The following is a 22251-nucleotide window of genomic DNA, read 5'->3' on the forward strand; positions in this document are numbered from 1 at the left end:
CGGCCTGTCGCGCCAGTACCTAAGCCAAAGTCACTACGGAAGAGGAGTCGCCCTCTGCCTGAGTGGTCGGTTGAAACCAGGCGAGTTGCTCGCGGAGCGCCACGACTTCGCCAATTACCAGCAAAGCGGGCATCGGCGAGCGTTTCGCCAGGTCGTCGAGTTGTTGTAATGTGCCGGTCAGTACCTGCTGGTCTTTCCGGGAGCCGCGGCTGATGACCGCCACCGGCGTGTCGGCAGCCCGGCCATGTTGAATAAGTTGTTCGCTGATTTGGGCGGCCTTCATGGTGCCCATGTAGATCGCCAGGGTTTGCCGGCCCTGCGCCAGATGCGCCCAGTCAAACGGCTGGCTGTCCGGCTTGTAGTGGCCGGTAACAAACGTCACGCTCTGGGCGTGTTCACGATGGGTCAGCGGTATGCCCGCGTAAGCCGTCGCGCCAGCAGCGGCGGTGATCCCCGGAACCACCTGGAACGCAACACCTGCCTGCTGTGCCGCCTGTAACTCTTCGCCGCCGCGGCCAAAAATAAACGGATCGCCGCCTTTCAGGCGCACCACGGTTTTGCCTTCGCGCGCCAAATCCACCAGCATCTGGTTGGTTTGATGCTGGGGAACGGCATGCTCCCCTGCGCGTTTGCCCACGCAAATGCGATCGGCATCGCGGCGCACCAGTTCCAGCACCTCATCGCTGACCAGATGGTCATACAGCACTACATCCGCCTGCTGGAGCACCTGTAACCCGCGCAGCGTCAGCAGACCGGCATCGCCCGGTCCCGCACCCACCAGAATGATCTCCCCGGTTTGCTGCTGCGGATTTTCCAGCGCGGCTTCCAGCGTCTTTATCGCCGCAGGCTCATTCCCCGCCGCCATCAGGCTGGCAAAGCGGCCGCGAAACGCCTGTTCCCAGAAACGCCGCCGCGCGTCGGTGGTGGTTAACGCGCCTTTAATCCGCTCGCGGAAACTGCCTGCCACCGTCGCCATGCGCCCAAGACTTTGCGGCAACAGCGATTCCAGCTTTTCGCGCAGCAAACGCGCCAGTACCGGGGCATTGCCGCCGGAGGAGACCGCCACCACTAACGGCGAGCGATCGATAATCGAAGGGAAAATAAACGAGCACAGCGGTTGATCGTCCACCACGTTGACCAGCCTGTGGCGCGCGTTAGCCGCGTCAAACACCCGGCGATTCAGTTCGCGGTTGTTGGTGGCGGCAATAACCAGAAAGACGCTGTCGAGCTGCGCTTCATCGAACTCGCGGCTCAGCCATTCAATATGGCCGTCATCGACATCCCGTTGCAGTTCCGCCGCCAGTTTTTTGGCAACCACACGCACGACCGCGCCCGCACGGCGCAACAGGCTAATTTTACGCAGCGCAATCTCGCCGCCGCCGACGACTAATACCGGGCGCGCTTTCAGGTCTGCAAACAGGGGAAGATAGTCCACTCGCTGGCTCACTCAACAACAGAATCCAGAAGCGACTATAGGGGGCGCCTTAAAACGAATGAAATTACCAATTGGCATGAGTAGTTCCACAAAGGAATAAGCCGCTGGCAAAGCAAAGTTCAAAAAGTGCTTAAGGCGTGATTTTTCGGGGGTTTCAGAGCAAATGAAATTGTGTAACGCACGTCACAGTTTCATACTAGGCAAAAAAATTTTTCCGCGTTTTCATGATTAAGGATTATCTATGTTTCCCGCATTGCGCCGTGGCGTGATCGATTGTGCAATCGGTCTGGCGCTCAGTGTTGGTGCTCTTTTCCCGGCGTTTGCCCAGGCCTCCGCACCAGGCGAAACAGCAAGCGCGCAGGCTCGCCATATCGCCACCTATTTTCCCGGCCGCATGACCGGCACGCCTGCCGAAATGCTTTCCGCTGATTACATCCGCCAAGAGTTCGCCCTATGGGGATATCAAAGCGACATTCGCACTTTCAATACCCGCTACGTTTTTACCCGCGCCAACAAGCTGACCAACTGGCAAAACGTTACCGGATCGAGCGTTATTGCCGCCCATGAAGGCAAACTGCCGCAGCAAATCATTATCATGGCGCACCTCGATACCTATGCGCCACAAAGCGATGCGGATATTGACACCAATCTGGGCGGGCTGACGTTACAGGGCATTGACGATAACGCTGCCGGGCTTGGGGTCATGCTGGAGCTGGCGGAAAAACTGAAAGACACGCCGACCCAGTATGGCATTCGTTTTATCGCCACCAGCGCCGAAGAAGAAGGCAAGCTGGGCGCGGAGAATATCCTCAAGCGGATGAGCGCCCAGGAACGCAAAAACACCCTGCTGGTCATTAACCTCGATAATCTGATCGTCGGGGACAAACTCTACTTTAACAGCGGGCAATCTACGCCAACCGCAGTGCGTAAGCTGACCCGCGACCGGGCGCTGGCCATTGCGCGCAATAATCATATCGTCGCCACGACCAATCCGGGGCTGAATGCCCGTTATCCCAAAGGCACAGGGTGCTGCAACGATGCTGAAGTGTTTGATAAAGCGGGTATTCCGGTGTTATCCGTGGAAGCGACTAACTGGTCGTTAGGCCAGAAAGACGGGTATCAACAACGGGCGAAAAGCGCCCAGTTTCCTGGCGGCACCAGCTGGCACAATGCGCAACTGGATAATCAGCAGTACATCGATCGCGCGCTGCCGGGAAGAATTGAAAAACGCAGCCGCGATGTGATGCGGATTATGCTGCCGCTGGTGAAAGAGCTGGCGAAGGCAGGCAAAGCGTAAAATGGGTGCGTGAGGCCAAACCGTCACAATTCGATACGCGGGGTTGCCCCCGCGTTTCAGCTACTTCTTCGGTTCGTAAGCGAGAACAGCGCTGAATTCCATACCACGCTCTTTAATGCGCAGCTCGCATAGCGAGTCGCGCACCATTAGCGTGAACCCCAGCGCCGTGATACACAGCGCAATGATTGCCACAAGGGCGTACTTTGACAGCATGTCTTGCCTCCAGATAAAGAAGAGACTAACATCCAATTGTTGGGTTTGGATGGTAGCCTCAGGTTGATAGAAATATCTCCTGGGGCTTTTAACTATCTGAACCCGGCAAATGCTCAAAGCCAGACAGCCTCAAGCACCCGCCGCAATTCTATGCCCGAACCCGTCTTTGTCTGCGTTTGTCGCTCCGTTACGGAATACGGCTCGCAAGATAAAAAAATGCCCCCGGCATGATGGCGGAGGCATTGAATAGATTCCGAATATTAACCTTCGTGCAGGCCGCATTCGCGCTTCAGGCCGAAGAAGCGGGTTTCTTCTTCCGCCATCCCCGGTTCCCATTTGCGGGTGGTATGCGTATCCCCCACCGACAAATAACCCTGATCCCACAGCGGATGGTATTTCAGGCCGTGCTTTTGCAGGTACTGGTACACCGTCCGGTTATCCCAGTCGATGATCGGCAACACTTTGAAGATGCCCCGGCTGATCGCCAGTACCGGCAAATTAGCGCGGCTGCCGGACTGCTCGCGGCGCAGGCCCGCAAACCATGTTTTGGCGTTCAGCTCGCTTAACGCCCGGTTCATCGGCTCCACTTTGTTGATGTCATTGTATTTCTCAATGCCTTCAACGCCTTGCTCCCACAGTTTGCCATAGCGCGCCTCCTGCCAGGCCGGGCTTTGCTCTGCGCGATAGACCTTCAGGTTTAGCTTCAGCTTGTCGGTAAGCTCGTCGATAAACTGATAGGTTTCCGGGAACAGATAGCCAGTATCCGTCAGGATCACCGGAATATCCGGGCGCTGTTGCGTGATCAAATGCAGGCTCACCGCCGCCTGGATACCAAAGCTGGATGATAGCACCACCTCGCCCGGCAGGTTTTCCAGCGACCAGGCGACACGTTCCTCGGCGCTCAGCTTCTCGAGCTGAGCGTTAGTTTCCGCCAGCGCCAGAATCCGATCCACTTTCGGTAATTCATTTAGCGTCTGTAGATCCAAATTGGACATAATGACCTCTTTCGTTGTGCCGCCGTGGCCTGGTTATTCCCAGAAATCACGCGCCGGATCGAGGATCGGACGGATGATGCCGGTACGCACGGTGAAATCGCCAAACCCTTCACCCTCTTGACGCTCGGTTGACCATCGGCCAATCAGCTCGTCCAGCGCCGCCAGGATTTCCGGCTCGGTGATGTTTTCTTTATACATGCGCGGAATACGCGTACCGATACGGTTACCGCCCAGGTGCAGGTTGTAACGACCCGGCGCTTTACCGACCAGACCCACTTCCGCCAGCATCGCGCGGCCACAGCCGTTCGGGCACCCGGTCACACGCAACACAATATGCTCTTCGCCGACGCCGTGCTTTTCCAGTACCGCTTCGACTTTATCGGTAAATGACGGCAGGAAACGCTCGGCTTCCGCCATTGCCAGCGGACAGGTCGGGAACGACACGCAGGCCATGGAGTTTTCACGCTGCGGCGTTACCGCGTCCATGAGCCCGTGATTGCGCGCCAGCTTCTCGATCTTCGCTTTCTGGCTTTCTGGCACACCGGCGATAATCAGGTTCTGGTTGGCGGTAATGCGGAATTCGCCTTTATGGATCTTTGAGATCTCCAGCAGGCCAGTTTTCAGCGGGCGGCCAGGATAATCCAGGATACGGCCATTCTCGATAAACAGCGTCAGATGCCATTTATTGTCGATGCCCTTAACCCAACCGATACGATCGCCGCGACCAGTAAATTCATACGGGCGGATCGGCTCGAATTTGATCCCCGCGCGACGCTCCACTTCCTCTTTAAAGGTATCGAGGCCGACGCGTTCCAGGGTGTATTTGGTTTTGGCGTTCTTACGATCGGTGCGGTTGCCCCAGTCGCGCTGCGTGGTTACCACGGCTTCTGCCACCGCCAGCGTATGCTCAACAGGCAGATAACCAAACTCGCTGGCGGTGCGGGCATAGGTTTTCTTGTTACCGTGCTCAATGGACAGACCGCCGCCCACCAGCAGGTTAAAGCCCACCAGTTTGCCGTTTTCGGCAATCGCCACGAAGTTCATATCGTTGGCATGCAGATCGATATCGTTCTGCGGCGGGATCACTACCGTGGTTTTGAACTTACGCGGCAGATAGGTCTGGCCGAGGATCGGTTCTTCATCGGTAGTCGCCACTTTTTCCTGATCGAGCCAGATCTCCGCATAGGCACGGGTACGCGGCAGCAGATGCTCAGAGATCTTCTTCGCCCACTCGTAAGCTTCAGCATGCAGCTCAGATTCGTACGGGTTGGAGGTACACAGCACGTTACGGTTCATGTCGTTGGCGGTGGCCAGCGCGTCCAGCCCCACCGAATGCAGCATCTGGTGTACCGGTTTGACGTTCTTCTTCAGAATGCCGTGAAACTGGAAGGTCTGACGGTTGGTCAGACGGATGCTGCCGTAAATCGTGTTATCGTGGGCGAACTTGTCGATCGCCTGCCACTGTTTGGTGGTGATGATCCCGCCCGGCAGGCGGCAGCGCAGCAGCATCGCGTGACGCGGCTCCAGCTTTTGCGCGGCGCGCTCGGCGCGGATATCGCGATCGTCCTGCTGATACATGCCGTGAAAGCGGATCAGCAGAAAGTTGTCGCCTTTGAAACCGCCGGTCAGACCGTCGTTTAAATCTTCGGCAATGGTGCCGCGCAGGTAGTTGCTCTCTACCTTCATGCGCTCGGCGTCAGACAGTTTGCCTTCGACCACCAGTGGGCCAGGGTGTTTTTCGCTCATTAGTAGACATCTCGCTGATAACGGCGCTCAACGCGCAGCTCACTTAAATATTCATCCGCCGCTTCGGTATCCATGCCACCAAATTCGGCAATCACGTCCAGTAATGTCCGCTCAACGTCTTTCGCCATACGGTTGGCGTCGCCGCAGACATAAATATGGGCACCGTCATTAATCCAGCGCCACAGTTCCGCGCCCTGTTCGCGCAGTTTGTCTTGTACGTAAATTTTTTGTTTTTGATCCCGCGACCAGGCCAGATCGATACGGGTCAGCAGGCCTTCTTTGACGTAGTTCTGCCACTCCACCTGGTACAGGAAGTCTTCGGTGAAATGCGGATTGCCGAAGAACAACCAGTTTTTACCGCTTGCCCCTTCGGCAGCGCGCTGCTGCATAAAGGCGCGGAACGGCGCAATGCCGGTGCCAGGGCCGATCATGATCACTGGTGTATCCGGATTAGCGGGCAAGCGGAAGTTATCGTTATGCTCGATAAACACGCGAACCTCGCCATCTTCCTCCACGCGATCCGCCAGGAAACTGGAGGCGCCACCTGCGCGGGCGCGGCCCTCAACGTCGTAACGCACCACGCCAACGGTGATATGCACTTCGTTTTCCGTTTCGGCCTGAGAAGAGGCGATAGAGTATAAGCGCGGCGTCAGCGGGCGCAGCAGGCCAACCAGCTGCGCGGCATCCAGCTGTGCCGGAGCGAAACGCACCATGTCAACAATCGGTGTGATGCTGGCGTAGTGCTGTAATTTGTTTTTATCGCCAATCAGATCCTGCAGCGATTCGGCGCGGGTCAGCGTGGCGTAATTCTCAACGATATTGGCGGTGTTAACCGTCAACTCGAAATGCCACTGCAGCGCTTCACGCAGCGGCAGTGATTTACCGTCGACGTCGACAGGTTCGTCCCCTTTCAGCCACAGCAGGCCCACCAGTTCGTCGACCAACGCGGGATCGTTCTGGTACCACACGCCTAACGCATCGCCCGGCTGGTAGCGCAGCCCGGAATCGCCTAAATCGATCTCCAGATGACGCACGTCTTTCTCAGAATCACGCCCGGTGATTTTCTGGTTTACCGCCAGGCTGGCGGTCAGCGGCGCTTCTTTCGTGTACGGCGTGCTGGTCACATCGTTAACCGCGCCAGTCGCGGTTTGCGGCACTGCGCCCGTCGCGGCAGGCGCGCGGGATTTCAGCACCTCGACAATGCGCTCGCGCCACGCCTGCGCGGCGGGCTGGAATTCAACGTCGGTATCCACGCGGTCCAGTAAGCGCTCTGCGCCCAGCTCAGCCAGTTTGCTGTCAAAGTCTTTACCGGACTGGCAGAAAAACTCATAGGAACTGTCGCCCAGGCCGAACACGGCAAACGCGGTGTTATCCAGCTTCGGCGCTTTTTTGGAAAACAGGAACTTGTGCAAGGCGACCGCTTCTTCCGGCGGCTCGCCCTCGCCCTGGGTTGACGTCACGACGACCAGCAATTTTTCCTGAGCGATTTGCTTAAATTTATAGTCGCCTGCATTGACCAGCGTCACGTTCAGCTTCGCAGCCAGCAGATCGTCGCGCAGCGCTTCCGCCACGCGACGCGCGTTGCCGGTCTGCGACGCGGAGATAAGCGTAATGGCCGCCGCTTCCGGCACGCTCTGGACGACCGCGCCCGGCGCTGCGCCCTGTTGATTAATCACGCCCCAGAAATAGCCGGAAACCCATGCCAGCTGTGTGGGGGAAAAGTCCGTAGTGGCCGCCTGAAGGCGCGCCAGTTGTTCCGGGCTCAGCGGGAGCAAAGCGTTCGGAGGGGCCTGAGTCGTCATGCGTCGTAATGTCCAGTATTAAAGCTGTCTTCGTTATAAAAACAGAACAGAATGTAAGGTTACCGGGCGACATGAGATCTATTAAATAAGCGGTTGAAATATCAAATAACCAAAATGACTAACCGTTTTTACAGGTACGTATTAGCGATAAAACAGATTAATTAATAGTTTGATTTTTATAAGTATTTTAAAGGAGAAATGGCAAAATCCGCGCTTCGCCACAAGATGCCGGTTTTAGTTAATGCTAAAAAAAGTCATTTCCGGTACCCTACGGCGGTTTTTCAGCATCAGGATCGCGTCATGCCAACCACAATTTTTAAAGAATTCATCTTCGAAGCCGCCCACCACTTACCGCATGTGCCGCAAGGCCACAAATGCGGCCGTCTGCATGGTCACTCATTTCTGGTGCGTCTGGAGATTACCGGGGAAGTGGATCCCCATACCGGCTGGATTGTGGATTTCGCTGACTTAAAAGCGGCGTTTAAACCGATCTACGATCGGCTGGATCACTATTATCTGAATGATATTCCTGGACTGGAAAACCCCACCAGCGAAGTGCTGGCGAAATGGATTTGGGATCAGATGAAACCAAAGATGCCGTTGCTGAGCGCGGTGATGATTAAAGAAACCTGCACCGCAGGCTGCGTGTATCGCGGCGAGTAAGCGGTTCGCCCGAACGTGATCAGAATACGTTCGGGCGCAAAGCGGTATCAGGCAATATTCAAATACTTATGGGTCTGCATTGAGAACCGCCAGTTGCGGGCGATGCAGGTTTCAATGCACAGGCGCGTCGCGTCTTCTTTCTGGCTGATCGGCTGAAGCGCAATCACGCGCTGTTTCTGGTCGTTAAGCGTCGCGAGCAGTTCATCCAACGCTTCAATATCGCGCATCCGCCCTACCGGATGTTTGATTTCATCGGCCCGTTCCAGCGCCTGATGCAACACGTCATAACCGCCACGCATATTCACTTTTGGCGATACTGTCACCCAGGTGGTGGCGACAGCGCGGATTTCATGGGTGCCGCTGGTTTCAATCTGGCAACTAAACCCACTTTTCTCAAGCAGATGGGTTAGCGGAATAAGATCATGAATACAGGGCTCACCGCCGGTGATCACCACATGACGCGCGGTCCAGCCCTGGCGTTCAATCACCGCCAGCAGCTCTTCCGGGCTCGCGGCACCCCATTTATCGCTCTCTTTGGTTTTGGCAAGGATGCTGTAAAGCGACACTTCCCGATCGGCAAGCTTGTCCCAGGTGTGTTTGGTATCGCACCAGGCACAGCCTACCGGGCATCCCTGTAAGCGAATAAAAATGGCGGGAACGCCGGTGAAATAACCCTCGCCTTGCAGGGTCTGGAACATCTCGTTTATCGGGTACTGCATCGTCGACTCTTCGTTGGTGGTAAACCACTATTATCGCATATTCCCGCCCCTGGCGCTTGCGCAGTTCCTGCCCGGAAGGCTTGCCGGGGCGGGAAATCCGCCATCCGCTAAAGTAAAAGCATATTGCGTGACATACCCCGGCATTTCATATGCAACATAAATTCTTGTTTCACTATTTTTTGCTGTTTATCGCTTTTTAAAACTTACCCTGCTAATTAAATTGGTATAACACATTCAGCCGAGTAATATTCCACCTCACCTACATATCATACCAATTATAAATTTTAACAAGGAAACTGGATGAACACTCTCGTTGAAGCCATGCCGGTCATCTGGGTGGCGCTTGGCGTTGTGGTACTGTTGATACTCAATATGAAGTTTAAAATCAATGGGATGCTGGCATTACTGCTGGCGGCAATCTTTGTTGGTTTTTGCGAAGGCCTACCGCTGGAAGCTATCGGTAAGTCAATTGAGACGGGAATAGGAAGCACCCTTGGGCACCTGGCGCTGATTATTTTATTCGGCGCAATTCTCGGGAAGTTGATGGTGGATTCGGGCGCGGCACAGCGGGTTTCATCAACGCTGCTTCAGCGCTTTGGGCCGAAAAAAGTACAGTGGGCGATCATGGTTATCGGGCTGATTTTTGGCCTCGCCATGTTCTACGAAGTGGCTTTCCTGATCCTCGCGCCGCTGGTGATCAGTATCGCCCGGGAAGCGAAGATCCCGTTCCTGAAACTCGGCATCACCATGGTCGCTGCGGCAACCACCGCCCACAGCCTGTTCCCGCCTCAACCGGGTCCTACCGCGCTGGTGGCGGCGTTTCACGCGGATATGGGGATGGTCTATATCTACGGCGTGATTGTGGCGATCCCAACGGTGATCTGTTCAGGGATTATTTTGCCAAAACTGCTGGGTAACCTGGATCGCCCCATCCCACAGTTGCTCGAATCGCAGAAAGTGTTCCGCGATGACGAGATGCCCTCGTTCGCCGTCAGTTTGCTGGTGCCACTGATCCCGGCGATCATCATTACCGGCGTAACGCTTATCAAACTGGTGGTCCCGGCGAATGCGCATGTCACCTCGCTGCTGAACTTCGTCGGCAGTGCGCAAATCAGTATGCTGATTGCCGTGCTGGTGGCGCTTTATGCCTTCGGCACCGCGCGTGGCAAATCGATGAGCGAGGTGATGCTCTCTTATTCCACCGCCATCGAAAAAGTCGCGCTGGTGGTGTTTATCATCGGCGCGGGCGGCGCGTTTAAGCAGATCATTATGGATACCGGTGTGGGGGATTACATCGCCGATATGATGCGCACCTCTTCGGTGTCTCCGCTGATCATGGCGTGGTTTATCACCGTGCTGTTACGTCTGGCGACCGGGGCCGGTACGGTTTCAGCGATTACCGCAGCCGGGATTGTCGGGCCGATGATTACCACCTTTAACGTCGATCCGGCATTGATGGTACTGGCTACCGCGTCCGGGAGTAACACCCTGACGCACGTTAACGACGCCGCTTTCTGGCTCTTTAAAGAATATTTTGGCCTGTCGATAAAAGATACCTTTAAGACCTGGGGCTTGCTGGAATTGACTAACTCGGTGGTGGGTTTGCTTATCGTCCTGCTGCTGGACTTAATAATTTAAGCGCATCGAAAAACAAAAAAGCCGGGCATTGCTGCCCGGCTTTTTTAGCGAAAATGCTGACGATTACGCCTGGCCTTTCACTTCTTTCAGACCGTTGAACGGTGCGCGGTCACCCAGCGCTTCTTCGATACGAATCAGCTGGTTGTACTTAGCAACACGGTCAGAACGGCTCATGGAACCAGTTTTGATCTGGCCTGCAGCGGTACCTACTGCCAGGTCGGCAATGGTCGCGTCTTCAGTTTCGCCAGAACGGTGAGAAATAACGGCAGTGTAGCCCGCATCTTTCGCCATCTTGATTGCAGCCAGAGTTTCGGTCAGAGAACCGATCTGGTTGAATTTGATCAGGATGGAGTTAGCGATGCCTTTCTCGATGCCTTCTTTCAGGATTTTGGTGTTGGTTACGAACAGGTCGTCACCAACCAGCTGGATTTTGTTGCCCAGTACTTTAGTCTGGTAAGCGAAGCCGTCCCAGTCAGACTCGTCCAGACCATCTTCGATGGACACGATCGGGTACTGTTTGGTCAGCTCTTCCAGGAAGTGGGTGAATTCTTCAGAGGTGAACGCTTTGTTGCCTTCGCCAGCCAGAACGTATTTGCCGTCTTTGTAGAATTCAGATGCTGCGCAGTCCATCGCCAGGGTAACGTCTTTACCCAGTTCGTAGCCTGCTGCTTTTACCGCTTCAGCGATAACAGCCAGCGCTTCGGCGTTAGAACCCAGGTTCGGCGCGTAGCCGCCTTCGTCGCCCACAGCGGTGTTCATACCTTTAGACTTCAGCACTTTCGCCAGGTTGTGGAACACTTCAGAACCGATACGTACCGCTTCTTTCAGGGTTTTCGCGCCAACCGGTTGAATCATGAATTCCTGGATATCAACGTTGTTGTCAGCGTGCTCACCACCGTTGATGATGTTCATCATCGGCAACGGCATAGAGAATTTGCCCGGCGTGCCGTTCAGTTCAGCAATGTGCTCGTACAGCGGCATGCCTTTAGCGGCAGCGGCAGCTTTAGCGGCAGCCAGAGAAACAGCCAGAATCGCGTTAGCGCCGAAGTTAGATTTGTTGTCAGTACCGTCCAGCTCGATCATGATTTTGTCGAGGCCAGCCTGGTCTTTCGCGTCTTTACCCAGCAGAGCCTGAGCAATCGGGCCGTTAACCGCGCCAACAGCTTTGGTTACGCCTTTGCCCATGAAGCGGGATTTGTCGCCATCGCGCAGTTCCAGCGCTTCGCGGGAACCGGTAGAAGCCCCTGACGGCGCAGCTGCCATACCGACAAAACCGCCTTCCAGGTGAACTTCAGCTTCAACAGTCGGGTTACCACGGGAGTCGATGATTTCACGACCGATGATTTTAACGATTTTGGACATTAGATTTTCCTCTAGTCACAAGTTAACTAAAACTCCAGACAAACAGTGCACCGTAAAGGGGTGCACTGCCGTACTAACTCGTTTTACTTCGCCTGACGCTTCTGATACTCAGTTGCGGCCTTCACGAAGCCTGCAAACAGTGGGTGTCCATCACGCGGTGTGGAGGTGAATTCCGGGTGGAACTGACACGCCACAAACCAGGGGTGATTCGGCACTTCGATGATTTCGACCAGTTGATCATCGCCAGAACGACCCGCAACACGCAGACCCGCTGCTTCAATTTGTTTCAGTAACAGGTTGTTGACTTCATAACGGTGACGGTGACGTTCAACGATGGTCGGCGCGCCGTACAGCTTGCGAACCAGGCTCTCATCATCTAACTGGCACTGCTGTGCGCCCAGGCGCATGGTGCCGCCGAGGTCGCTCTTCTCAGAACGTACTTCGACATTGCCGTCTTCATCACGCCATTCCGTGATAAGCGCCACGACAGGGTACTTACAGTCTGGCACAAATTCGGTTGAGTTGGCGTTGTCCATATTCGCCACATTACGAGCGAATTCAATCAATGCAACCTGCATCCCCAGGCAAATGCCCAGGTAAGGAATATTGTTTTCACGCGCATAGCGCGCAGTGGCGATTTTGCCTTCCACGCCGCGATAGCCGAAGCCGCCAGGGATCAGGATCGCGTCCAGACCTTTCAGCACTTCGTCGCCGCGGGTTTCAACATCCTGCGAGTCAATCAGCTTGATGTTGACCGTTACGCGGTTTTTCAGCCCGCCGTGTTTCAGCGCTTCGATCACCGATTTGTAAGCGTCCGGCAACTCAATATATTTGCCGACCATACCGATGGTCACTTCGCCCGCCGGATTGGCTTCTTCGTAAATCACCTGCTCCCATTCTGCCAGATTTGCCTCGGGGCAGCTCAAGCTGAATCGTTTACAAATATAATCGTCCAGCCCCTGGGATTTCAACAGGCCCGGAATTTTATAGATTGAATCGACATCTTTCAGAGAAATAACCGCTTTTTCCGGAACGTTACAGAATAAAGCAATTTTGGCGCGTTCATTAGCAGGGACTGCGCGATCGGAACGGCAAATCAGGATATCTGGCTGAATACCGATGGAAAGCAGCTCTTTTACAGAGTGCTGTGTCGGTTTGGTTTTTACTTCACCGGCTGCGGCCATATACGGCACCAGCGTCAGGTGCATATACATGGTGTGCTCGCGGCCCACTTCCACCGCCATCTGGCGAATCGCCTCCAGGAACGGCAGGGATTCGATATCGCCGACGGTGCCGCCGATTTCCACCAGCACCACGTCGTGGCCTTCGCCGCCTTCCAGAATGCGTTCTTTAATGGCGTTGGTGATGTGCGGGATAACCTGCACGGTAGCGCCCAGATAGTCGCCGCGACGTTCTTTACGCAGAACTTCCGAGTAGATGCGACCGGTAGTAAAGTTGTTGCGACGCGTCATACGCGTGCGGATAAAACGCTCGTAGTGGCCGAGGTCTAAATCGGTTTCAGCGCCGTCTTCAGTTACGAACACTTCCCCGTGTTGAATGGGGCTCATGGTGCCCGGATCGACGTTGATATACGGATCCAGTTTCATGATAGTTACGTTGAGGCCACGGGCTTCAAGAATGGCTGCGAGGGAGGCTGCGGCAATGCCTTTACCCAGAGAGGAAACGACCCCGCCGGTCACAAAAATATAGTTCGTTGTCATGCTGAACCTGAGAAGTTAGGTTTAAAGACGGTGGAATACCAGGACGGGAAAGTAGTATACCTGAACAGGACGGGGGTCACAAACTTTCATTCTCAGCAATCAACGCCACACCTCGCTTAATAAAGCCGGAAGAAAATAGCCCGTCTGGCGGAAATGTTTTTGACGTAAATCAAGCACTTGTCAGTTACGTTTTGCAACAACAAGCGCTTGATCGCAAAAACTGTTTATTTATCAGCTTCCTGGCGTTTTACTTCGCACCAGGCTTTTTCCATCTGATCGAGCGTGGCATCGTCCAGTTTGAGCCCCTGGGCGGCGATGATCTTTTCCACTTCCCGGAAGCGGCGCTCGAATTTGCGATTAGCCTTTTGCAGCGCGATTTCCGCTTTACTGCCCAGGTGACGGGACAGATTGACCGTCGCAAACAGCAAGTCGCCGATCTCTTCTTCCAGCTTCTCCTCGTCCACCACCGCCTGGTTGGCTTCATGCATCACTTCGTCCAGTTCTTCATGCACTTTATCGACCACCGGGCCGAGGGTCGTCCAGTCGAAACCCACCGCCGCGCAGCGTTTCTGGATTTTGTACGCGCGCATCAGCGCGGGCAGGCTTTCCGGAATATCATCCAGCGCTGAGTGCTGCGCTTTTTCGGCCCGCTCGGCGCTTTTGGTTCTCTCCCAGTTAGCCAGCACTTGCTCGCTATCGGCAAAGTTCGCCTCGCCGAAGATATGCGGGTGACGGCGTTCCAGTTTGTCGCTGATGGCGCGGCAAATATCGTTAAAGTTGAAGCGTCCCTGCTCTTCAGCCATCCGGGCGTAAAACACCACCTGGAACAGTAAATCGCCCAGTTCGCCGCGCAGATCGTCGAAGTCTTCCCGCGCGATGGCGTCGAGCACTTCATAGGTCTCTTCGAGGGTATAAGGCGCGATGGTGGCAAAGGTCTGCGCGTTATCCCACGGGCAGCCGGTTTGCGGATCGCGCAGGCGTTCCATAATGCCCAGCAGGCGATCAAGTTGATTCATAATGAGATCCTTTTAAGAAAAACGGGGTGCAGCGTGACTGACGCTACACCCCGGCCCTCTGGCGAACAGAGGCTTAGCGCGATTATCCGTGCAGACGGCGGGCGTCAATCACGTCCGGCACCTGGTTGAGTTTGCCCAGCACGCGGCCCAGCACCTGCAGGTTATAGATTTCAATGTCCATATCGATGGTGGCCAGCTGCTGTTTGGTATCACTGCGGCTCGCCACGCCAAGCACGTTGACTTTTTCGTTGGCTAATATGGTGGTGATATCGCGCAGCAACCCGCTGCGATCGTTGGCTGTTACGCGCACCACCAGCGAATAGCCTGCGGAGTAGCTTTCACCCCATACGGCGTCAACAATACGTTCCGGCGCGTGCGACTGTAGCTCGGTCAGTTGATCGCAATCGGCGCGGTGAATCGAAATCCCGCGTCCCTGGGTGATAAAGCCGACGATATCGTCCCCGGGGATCGGCTGGCAGCAGCGGGCGATGTGATGCATCAGGTTACCGACGCCCTCCACCACTACACGACCATTGTTCTTGTTGTTGCGGGTCTGCGGCTGATAGCTTTTTTGCTGCAGCTGTTTCAGCGCGGCGGCATCCTGCTCAGCGGCGCTGGGCTTATTAAATTGCGCCTGCAGGAAATTGACCATCTGATTGAGACGGATATCGCCGCCGCCAATCGCCGCCAGCAACTCCTCGATTTCATTGAAGTTATAACGCGGCAGCAGATGCTTTTCCGCTTCCTTCAGGCTGATGCCGAGGTGCGCCAGTTCGTCGTCGAGGATTTGACGCCCGGCGAGAATATTTTTATCGCGATCCTGTTTACGGAACCAGGCGTGGATTTTCGAGCGTCCACGGCTGGTGGTGACGTAGCCCAGGTTCGGGTTCAGCCAGTCGCGGCTCGGGTTCGGCTGTTTCTGGGTGATGATTTCAATCTGATCGCCCATTTGTAGCTGATAGGTAAACGGCACGATGCGCCCGCCGATTTTGGCCCCAATGCAGCGGTGACCGACATCGCTATGGATGTGATAGGCGAAATCCAGCGGCGTCGATCCGGCAGGTAAATCCACCACATCGCCTTTCGGGGTAAACACATAGACCCGGTCGTCAAATACCTGGCTGCGTACCTCGTCGAGCATTTCGCCGGAATCGGACATCTCCTCCTGCCACGCAATCAGTTTGCGCAGCCAGGCGATGCGATCTTCATAACCGGCATGACCACCGCCCGCAGTGCCTTCTTTGTATTTCCAGTGCGCCGCCACGCCCAGCTCGGCGTCTTCATGCATCTGGCGGGTACGGATCTGGATCTCCACCGTCTTACCGCCCGGCCCCAGCACCACGGTGTGGATAGACTGGTAGCCGTTGGGTTTCGGGTTAGCGACATAATCGTCGAACTCATCAGGCAGATGGCGGAACAGGGTATGGACAATCCCCAGCGAGGCGTAGCAATCCTGCAAGCGCTCGGCCACGATTCGCACTGCGCGCACGTCAAACAGTTCATCAAACGCGAGATGCTTCTTCTGCATTTTGCGCCAGATGCTGTAGATATGTTTCGGACGTCCGTAAACCTCGGCTTTGACGCCCTCTTCTTTGATCGATTTGCGGATCAGCCCCACGAACTCGTCGATGTAATGTTCGCGGTCGATACGGCGCTCATGCAGCAGTTTGGCGATGCGTTTATATTCCGCAGGCCGCAAATAGCGGAAGCAGTAATCTTCCAGCTCCCATTTAAGCTGACCGATACCTAAGCGGTTGGCCAGCGGCGCATAGATGTTGGTGCACTCTTTCGCCGCCAGTACGCGTTCGTCTTCCGGCGCGTCTTTTACTTCGCGCAAATGGGCGATGCGCTCTGCAAGTTTAATCACCACGCAGCGGAAATCGTCCACCATCGCCAGCAGCATGCGGCGCACGTTGTCGACCTGCTCTGATGAGACGGAGTCCGTGTGGGTAGCTTTCAGCTGGCGGATGGCGTCCATATCGCGCACGCCGTGGATCAGATTGACGATAGATTTGCCCACCGTCTCTTTGAGCACCTCTTCGCTCACCACGTCGGCATCGGCGATAGGGAACAGCAGCGCGGCGCGCAGCGTGTCGTTATCCATGCTCAGCATCGAGAGGATCTCCACCATCTCGATGCCGCGCCACAGCAGCAGCTCCGCTTGCGGGTGCCCGTTGGTGAGCTGCTCGCAATACGCCCAGGTTTCGGTTAAGCGTTCACACGACTGCTGGTTAATGATCCCAAGACTCGCAACCCATTTTTCATGGTCAAATTCACCAGCTTTATTGAGATGTGCACTTCTTACCGCAACCATTGTCCTCTCCTTCAGGGACGCGCTGGCCTGTTACCAGGCCTTCACTCATGCCGTACAAACAGCACCATAGACTCCAGATGCCCAGTGTGGGGGAACATATCCAGCATCGCCAGCCGCTGAATTTGGTATCCCGCCTGCAGTAATACGTCGCTGTCGCGCGAAAGCGTCGCTGGATTACAGGAAACGTAGACCACGCGGCTCGGCGTTAATTTCACAATATGCTGCATCACGCCAGGCGCGCCGGCGCGGGCCGGGTCCAGTAATATCTTATCAAACCCCTGCGCAGCCCAGGGCTGGCGTGTAACATCTTCTTCCAAATTTTCATGAAAAAAGGTGACATTTTTAAGCCCATTATCTTCGGCATTACGCTGTGCCTTCGCCACAAGCGCCGGAACCCCTTCCACGCCGATGACGCTTTTGGCGCGCCGGGCGAGCGGCAGGGTAAAGTTCCCCATCCCGCAAAACAGATCCAGCACCCGATCGTCAGGTTGTATATCGAGCCATTCGATGGCGCGCGCCACCATCTGCTGGTTGACCGCGTCATTCACCTGGATAAAGTCGCGCGGGCTAAAGGTTAAGCGTAGACCGTCCGAATGATAGTACGGCGCCTCGCCGGTTACCTGTTCCAGTGAATCACTTTGCGGCGCTAAAAACAGCGCGACCTCATGCTGATGCGAGAACTGTTCCAGTTTTTGTTTATCTTTTGCCGATAACGGCTCGGGATGGCGCAGCACCATCAGCGGACCGTTATCCGCCAGCACCAGCTCCACGTGCCCCAGTCGCCGCGCGCCCTGTAATTCATTCAGGCAGGTTCGCAGCGCTGGCAGCAACGCCTCAAGCTGGGGAGCCAAAACGGGGCATTGCTGGATATCGATCAGTTCACTGGAGGCGGCTTTGCGAAATCCCATCTGTAAGGTTTGTGCGCGGGCCAGGTAATTCAAGCTCAACCGCGCCCGACGACGATAGCCCCATTCCGGCCCGGCGATAATTTCATCAACCGGATGGTTCATCATGCGCGCCAGCGCCTGGGCTTTACTGGTTTGTTGAAGCTCAACGCTGGCGTGCTGTTGTTGACAGCCGCCGCAGACGCCAAAATGCGGGCAGCGCGGGGTGACGCGCGCCGGGCTATCAGTCAGCCGTTTTTTTACCGTCGCATGGCCAAAGGTACGTTTATCCTGGATGAGCGTCACTTCCGCCTGCTCGCCGGGGAGTAATCCGCTAATAAATACGGCTTTACCGTCGTGACGTGCCACCCCCTGGCCAAAAGGGTCAAGGTCATTTACCGTAACGGTTATGATCTGACGCGTCGTCACGCGTCGCTTTGCAGAGTAGAATTGCGCCATTGCTTACAGGTATTCTTAAAACTAAGTGACGATGATTGTCCCATAACGGAAGCCCATGACCAACTACAGCCTGCGGGCACGCATGATGATTCTGATCCTGGCGCCAACCGTTCTTATCGGGTTGCTGCTGAGCATTTTCTTCGTCGTCCACCGCTATCACGATTTACAGCGCCAGCTGGAAGACGCCGGCGCCAGCATTATCGAGCCGCTGGCGGTGTCCAGCGAATACGGCATCAACCAAAAAAACCGCGAATCCGTCCGGCAGTTGATTAGCGTTCTGCACCGCCGTCATTCGGATATTGTGCGGGCGATATCGGTTTACGATCGGGACAATAACCTGTTCGTCACCTCGAACGCCCATTCCACGACTGAAGGGCTGCGTCTCAGCGAAGGCAGCGCGTTGCCCACCCATCTCACGGTAATCCGTCAGGGCAACCTGATGATTATGCGCACCCCAATCATCTCCGAGAGCTATTCGCCTGATGAATCAGCCGCCGCGGACGCCAAGCCGGAAGGCAATACGCTCGGCTATGTAGCGCTGGAGCTCGACCTCAGCTCGGTGCGGCTGCAACAGTATAAAGAGGTGATCATCTCGGTGTTAATGCTGTCGTTATGCATTTTTTGCGCATTGATATTCGCCTGGCGTCTGATGCGCGACGTCACCGGGCCAATCCGCAATATGGTGAACACCGTTGACCGCATCCGCCGTGGGCAACTCGATAGCCGCGTGGAAGGCTTTATGCTCGGCGAACTGGATATGCTGAAGAACGGCATCAACTCCATGGCGATGTCGCTGGCGGCCTATCATGAGGAGATGCAGCACAACGTGGACCAGGCGACCTCGGATCTGCGTGAAACGCTGGAGCAGATGGAAATCCAGAACGTCGAGCTGGATTTAGCCAAAAAACGCGCCCAGGAAGCCGCGCGAATTAAATCCGAGTTCCTCGCCAATATGTCCCATGAGCTGCGTACCCCGCTCAACGGCGTGATTGGCTTTACCCGGTTAACCCTGAAAACCGATCTTAATCCTACTCAGCGCGACCACCTGAACACTATTGAGCGTTCGGCCAACAACCTGCTGGCCATCATCAACGACGTGCTGGATTTCTCAAAGCTGGAAGCCGGGAAACTGATCCTCGAAAGCATCCCCTTCCTGCTGCGTACCACGCTGGATGAAGTGATGACGCTGCTGGCCCATTCGGCGCATGACAAAGGGCTTGAGCTGACCATCAATATCAAAAACGATGTGCCGGATAATGTGATTGGCGATCCGCTGCGCCTGCAGCAGGTGATCACCAATCTGGTGGGCAACGCCATCAAATTCACCGAAAGCGGCAACATTGACATTTTTGTTGAGAAGCGAGCCATCAGCCACAGCAAAGTGCAGCTTGAAATCCAAATTCGCGATACCGGCATCGGCATTCCGGAGCGCGATCAGTCGCGCCTGTTCCAGGCATTCCGCCAGGCGGACGCCAGTATCTCCCGGCGTCACGGCGGCACCGGTCTGGGGCTGGTGATCACCCAACGGCTGGTCAATGAAATGGGCGGCGATATCTCATTCCACAGCCAGCCGAATCGCGGTTCGACCTTCTGGTTCCATATCAATCTCGATTTGAACCCAAACGTGGTGATTGACCGCCAGACCACCGAAATCCTGGCCGGCAGACGGATTGCCTACGTGGAGCCTAATCAGGCCGCCGCGCAAAGCACCCTGGATGTGTTAGCCACTACCCCGCTTACTGTGGTCTACAGCCCCACGTTTACCGGCCTGACGGAAAGCCATTACGATATTCTGCTTTACGCCACCTCGGTGACTCAGCGCGAACCGCTGACCATGCAGCATGAGTTACTGGCGAAAGCGGCAACCATGACCGACTGCCTGCTGCTGGCCCTGCCCTGCCATGCGCAGGTGGACGCGGAGGCCCTGAAGCAAGAGGGCGCGGCGGGCTGTCTGTTGAAGCCCATCACGGCGACCCGGCTGATCCCGCTGCTGCTGGAGCATTGCCCCAATGGGCATCCGGCGCACCCGCCCGCCGACGAGCAGGGCAAGCTGCCGATGACGGTGATGGCGGTGGACGACAATCCGGCCAACCTGAAGTTGATCGCCGCGCTGCTTAATGACCACGTTCAGCATATTGAACTGTGCGAGAACGGGATGGAGGCAATCGAACGCGCCAAAGCGCAACCGCTGGACATTATCCTGATGGATATTCAAATGCCGGGCATGGACGGCATTCGCGCCTGCGAACTGATCCGCCAGTTGCCTCACCACCAGCAAACGCCGGTCATTGCCGTTACCGCGCATGCCATGGCAGGCCAGAAAGAAAAATTGCTGGCGGCGGGCATGAACGATTATCTGGCGAAGCCCATTGAGGAAGAGAAACTGCGGGCCTTATTGCTGCGCTATCAGCCCGGACAGGTGGTCGCCAGCCTGCCTGCGACTCCCGCCGTCGCGCCGCAACCGCAACCGGATGCCACTCTCGACTGGCAACTGGCCCTGCGCCAGGCCGCCAACAAGCGCGACCTGGCGCGTGAGATGCTGCATATGCTGCTGGAGTTTCTGCCAGAAGTGCGCAATATCCTTGAGGAGCAACTGGTCGGCGAAAACCCGGAAAATCTGCTGTATACCATCCATAAGCTGCACGGTAGCTCAGGCTACAGCGGCGTTCCCAGGCTCAAAAAGCTCTGCCATTTGATTGAGCAACAGTTGCGAAGCGGGACGCCGCCCGCAGAGCTTGAGCCGGAAATGCTGGAGCTGCTGGATGAGATGGACAACGTAGCGCGAGAAGCGCGGAAAATACTGGGATAATCCTCTCCCGGCGGGAGAGGAGTGCATCAGGCACTGCGCGAGGAAAGTTTCATCACGGCAGCAATATTGCGGGCGTTCATTCGCAGGTTTTCCGCGGCGTTTTCCAGGGCTTCATCCAGGGTACAGATACGCGGGATGACGCTAAAAATCGCATCCAGCCCGTGGTCGTAAACCACTTCCACATCCGCCGTCAGGCTTCCGGCAATGCCAATCACCGGGATAGCGTAGCGTTTCGCCACGCGGGCCACGCCGATGGGCACTTTGCCGTGGATTGACTGGCTGTCGATCCGCCCTTCCCCGGTGATCACCAGATCCGCATCGCGCACGGCAGCGTCAAGCGCCAGCGCTTCGGTGACGATTTCGATGCCCTGGCGCAAATCCGCGCCGCAGAACGCATACAGCGCCACGCCCATACCGCCCGCCGCGCCGCCGCCTTTTAACGTCATCACCGATTTATCAAGATCGCGCTCGATGATGTGGCCATAGTGGGTCAACGCGCTGTCGAGCTGGGTGATCATTTCCGGCGTCGCTCCTTTTTGCGGGCCGAATATTGCGGAAGCGCCTTCTTCACCCGTTAAGGGATTGGTCACATCGCAGGCGGCTTCGATGCGGCATTCCGCCAGGCGGTTGTCGAGCTGGCTGATGTCGATGCGCGCCAGCTGGCTTAACGCGCCGCCGCCAAAGCCCAGCGGTTCGCCATGCTCATCCAGCAACCGCGCGCCCAGTGCCTGCACCATGCCCGCGCCGCCGTCGTTGGTCGCGCTGCCGCCCAGGCCGATAATAATATGCCGTACCCCTGCATCCAGCGCGTGCCGAATCAGTTCGCCGGTGCCCCAACTGGTGGTGATGCGCGGGTCGCGGCGCGCTGGCGCAACCGACTCCAGACCGCTCGCCGCCGCCATCTCGATAAACGCCTGTTGCTCATCGCCGGAAAGCCCATAAAACGCCTCTACCGGCTCGCCCAGCGGCCCGGTGACGCGAAGATTGACGATGCGGCCCTGCGTCGCCGCCACCATCGCCTCGACGGTGCCTTCGCCGCCGTCGGCCATGGGGATTTTTACCATCTCCGCATCGGGGAAAATCTGCCGGAAACCGTCCTCAATGGCGGTCGCGACCTCCAGCGCAGTCAGGCTCTCTTTCCAGGAATCAGGAGCGATAACGATTTTCATAGCTGTTCC

At 56.2% G+C, this 22251-nt stretch carries 16 protein-coding genes; 4 read left to right on the forward strand and 12 right to left on the reverse strand.

Annotated elements, in window-relative coordinates:
- Nucleotides 1–19: 19 nt before the first annotated feature.
- Nucleotides 20–1435, reverse strand: a complete 1416-nt coding sequence (gene cysG / locus FHW74_RS08710; protein ID WP_183170367.1) for a siroheme synthase CysG — start codon at nucleotides 1433–1435, stop codon at nucleotides 20–22.
- Nucleotides 1436–1676: 241 nt separating this feature from the next.
- Between cysG and FHW74_RS08715 the strand changes: the two genes are divergently transcribed.
- Nucleotides 1677–2732 (forward strand): aminopeptidase, encoded by a 1056-nt coding sequence (locus tag FHW74_RS08715; RefSeq protein WP_183170058.1) that lies wholly within the window; start codon nucleotides 1677–1679, stop codon nucleotides 2730–2732.
- Between the two features lie 60 nt (nucleotides 2733–2792).
- Here FHW74_RS08715 and FHW74_RS08720 read toward each other — a convergent pair whose 3' ends face one another.
- From FHW74_RS08720 to cysJ, 4 genes are all read right to left on the reverse strand, one after another.
- On the reverse strand, nucleotides 2793–2945 hold the full coding sequence (locus FHW74_RS08720; protein WP_144130645.1) for a Hok/Gef family protein: 153 nt from the start codon (nucleotides 2943–2945) through the stop codon (nucleotides 2793–2795).
- Between the two features lie 260 nt (nucleotides 2946–3205).
- Nucleotides 3206–3940: a phosphoadenosine phosphosulfate reductase gene (cysH, locus tag FHW74_RS08725; protein WP_183170059.1), complete on the reverse strand. Its 735-nt coding sequence runs from the start codon at nucleotides 3938–3940 to the stop codon at nucleotides 3206–3208.
- 33 nt (nucleotides 3941–3973) lie between these two features.
- Nucleotides 3974–5686, reverse strand: coding sequence for an assimilatory sulfite reductase (NADPH) hemoprotein subunit (gene cysI, locus FHW74_RS08730; protein WP_183170060.1), 1713 nt, complete (start codon nucleotides 5684–5686; stop codon nucleotides 3974–3976).
- A complete protein-coding gene (gene cysJ / locus FHW74_RS08735; protein WP_183170061.1) occupies nucleotides 5686–7488 on the reverse strand; it encodes an NADPH-dependent assimilatory sulfite reductase flavoprotein subunit in 1803 nt (600 codons plus the stop codon). The genes cysI and cysJ overlap by 1 nt, the downstream gene beginning before the upstream one ends.
- 300 nt (nucleotides 7489–7788) lie before the next feature.
- On the opposite strand from cysJ, the gene queD reads away from it, so the two are divergent.
- A complete protein-coding gene (queD, locus tag FHW74_RS08740; protein WP_183170062.1) occupies nucleotides 7789–8151 on the forward strand; it encodes a 6-carboxytetrahydropterin synthase QueD in 363 nt (120 codons plus the stop codon).
- Between the two features lie 47 nt (nucleotides 8152–8198).
- Here queD and queE read toward each other — a convergent pair whose 3' ends face one another.
- Nucleotides 8199–8870 (reverse strand): 7-carboxy-7-deazaguanine synthase QueE, encoded by a 672-nt coding sequence (queE, locus tag FHW74_RS08745; RefSeq protein WP_125295605.1) that lies wholly within the window; start codon nucleotides 8868–8870, stop codon nucleotides 8199–8201.
- A 300-nt stretch (nucleotides 8871–9170) separates the two neighbouring features.
- Between queE and FHW74_RS08750 the strand changes: the two genes are divergently transcribed.
- On the forward strand, nucleotides 9171–10508 hold the full coding sequence (locus FHW74_RS08750; RefSeq protein WP_183170063.1) for a gluconate:H+ symporter: 1338 nt from the start codon (nucleotides 9171–9173) through the stop codon (nucleotides 10506–10508).
- Between the two features lie 63 nt (nucleotides 10509–10571).
- Here FHW74_RS08750 and eno read toward each other — a convergent pair whose 3' ends face one another.
- The 5 genes from eno to rlmD form a co-directional block, all read right to left on the reverse strand.
- Nucleotides 10572–11870: a phosphopyruvate hydratase gene (eno, locus tag FHW74_RS08755; protein ID WP_183170064.1), complete on the reverse strand. Its 1299-nt coding sequence runs from the start codon at nucleotides 11868–11870 to the stop codon at nucleotides 10572–10574.
- 83 nt (nucleotides 11871–11953) lie between these two features.
- Entirely contained in the window at nucleotides 11954–13591 is a 1638-nt protein-coding gene (gene pyrG, locus FHW74_RS08760; protein ID WP_183170065.1) for a glutamine hydrolyzing CTP synthase, read from the reverse strand.
- A 224-nt stretch (nucleotides 13592–13815) separates the two neighbouring features.
- Nucleotides 13816–14607 (reverse strand): nucleoside triphosphate pyrophosphohydrolase, encoded by a 792-nt coding sequence (gene mazG, locus FHW74_RS08765; protein WP_183170066.1) that lies wholly within the window; start codon nucleotides 14605–14607, stop codon nucleotides 13816–13818.
- Nucleotides 14608–14689: 82 nt separating this feature from the next.
- Nucleotides 14690–16921: a GTP diphosphokinase gene (relA, locus tag FHW74_RS08770; RefSeq protein WP_183170067.1), complete on the reverse strand. Its 2232-nt coding sequence runs from the start codon at nucleotides 16919–16921 to the stop codon at nucleotides 14690–14692.
- 41 nt (nucleotides 16922–16962) lie between these two features.
- A complete protein-coding gene (rlmD, locus tag FHW74_RS08775; RefSeq protein ID WP_183170068.1) occupies nucleotides 16963–18264 on the reverse strand; it encodes a 23S rRNA (uracil(1939)-C(5))-methyltransferase RlmD in 1302 nt (433 codons plus the stop codon).
- A gap of 55 nt (nucleotides 18265–18319) precedes the next feature.
- Here rlmD and barA point away from each other — a divergent pair, with 55 nt between their 5' ends.
- The gene (barA, locus tag FHW74_RS08780) at nucleotides 18320–21073 is read left to right on the forward strand and encodes a two-component sensor histidine kinase BarA (protein ID WP_183170069.1); all 2754 of its coding nucleotides are present in this window, start codon (nucleotides 18320–18322) and stop codon (nucleotides 21071–21073) included.
- Nucleotides 21074–21099: 26 nt separating this feature from the next.
- Here barA and FHW74_RS08785 read toward each other — a convergent pair whose 3' ends face one another.
- Nucleotides 21100–22242 carry a glycerate kinase gene (locus FHW74_RS08785; protein WP_183170070.1) on the reverse strand — a complete coding sequence of 381 codons (1143 nt, stop codon included), beginning with the start codon at nucleotides 22240–22242 and terminating at the stop codon, nucleotides 21100–21102.
- Nucleotides 22243–22251 lie beyond the last annotated feature (9 nt).

It is taken from the genome of Atlantibacter sp. RC6, from assembly GCF_014193285.1.
Lineage (GTDB): Bacteria > Pseudomonadota > Gammaproteobacteria > Enterobacterales > Enterobacteriaceae > Atlantibacter.

Excerpts from the sequence above, each read along its gene's own strand:
- FHW74_RS08715 (WP_183170058.1), top strand. The coding sequence starts at position 1,677 with ATGTTTCCCGCATTGCGCCGTGGCGTGATCGATTGTGCAATCGGTCTG.
- FHW74_RS08720 (WP_144130645.1), bottom strand. The coding sequence starts at position 2,945 with ATGCTGTCAAAGTACGCCCTTGTGGCAATCATTGCGCTGTGTATCACG.
- cysH (WP_183170059.1), bottom strand. The coding sequence starts at position 3,940 with ATGTCCAATTTGGATCTACAGACGCTAAATGAATTACCGAAAGTGGAT.
- cysI (WP_183170060.1), bottom strand. The coding sequence starts at position 5,686 with ATGAGCGAAAAACACCCTGGCCCACTGGTGGTCGAAGGCAAACTGTCT.
- cysJ (WP_183170061.1), bottom strand. The coding sequence starts at position 7,488 with ATGACGACTCAGGCCCCTCCGAACGCTTTGCTCCCGCTGAGCCCGGAA.
- queD (WP_183170062.1), top strand. The coding sequence starts at position 7,789 with ATGCCAACCACAATTTTTAAAGAATTCATCTTCGAAGCCGCCCACCAC.
- queE (WP_125295605.1), bottom strand. The coding sequence starts at position 8,870 with ATGCAGTACCCGATAAACGAGATGTTCCAGACCCTGCAAGGCGAGGGT.
- FHW74_RS08750 (WP_183170063.1), top strand. The coding sequence starts at position 9,171 with ATGAACACTCTCGTTGAAGCCATGCCGGTCATCTGGGTGGCGCTTGGC.
- eno (WP_183170064.1), bottom strand. The coding sequence starts at position 11,870 with ATGTCCAAAATCGTTAAAATCATCGGTCGTGAAATCATCGACTCCCGT.
- pyrG (WP_183170065.1), bottom strand. The coding sequence starts at position 13,591 with ATGACAACGAACTATATTTTTGTGACCGGCGGGGTCGTTTCCTCTCTG.
- mazG (WP_183170066.1), bottom strand. The coding sequence starts at position 14,607 with ATGAATCAACTTGATCGCCTGCTGGGCATTATGGAACGCCTGCGCGAT.
- relA (WP_183170067.1), bottom strand. The coding sequence starts at position 16,921 with ATGGTTGCGGTAAGAAGTGCACATCTCAATAAAGCTGGTGAATTTGAC.
- rlmD (WP_183170068.1), bottom strand. The coding sequence starts at position 18,264 with ATGGCGCAATTCTACTCTGCAAAGCGACGCGTGACGACGCGTCAGATC.
- barA (WP_183170069.1), top strand. The coding sequence starts at position 18,320 with ATGACCAACTACAGCCTGCGGGCACGCATGATGATTCTGATCCTGGCG.
- FHW74_RS08785 (WP_183170070.1), bottom strand. The coding sequence starts at position 22,242 with ATGAAAATCGTTATCGCTCCTGATTCCTGGAAAGAGAGCCTGACTGCG.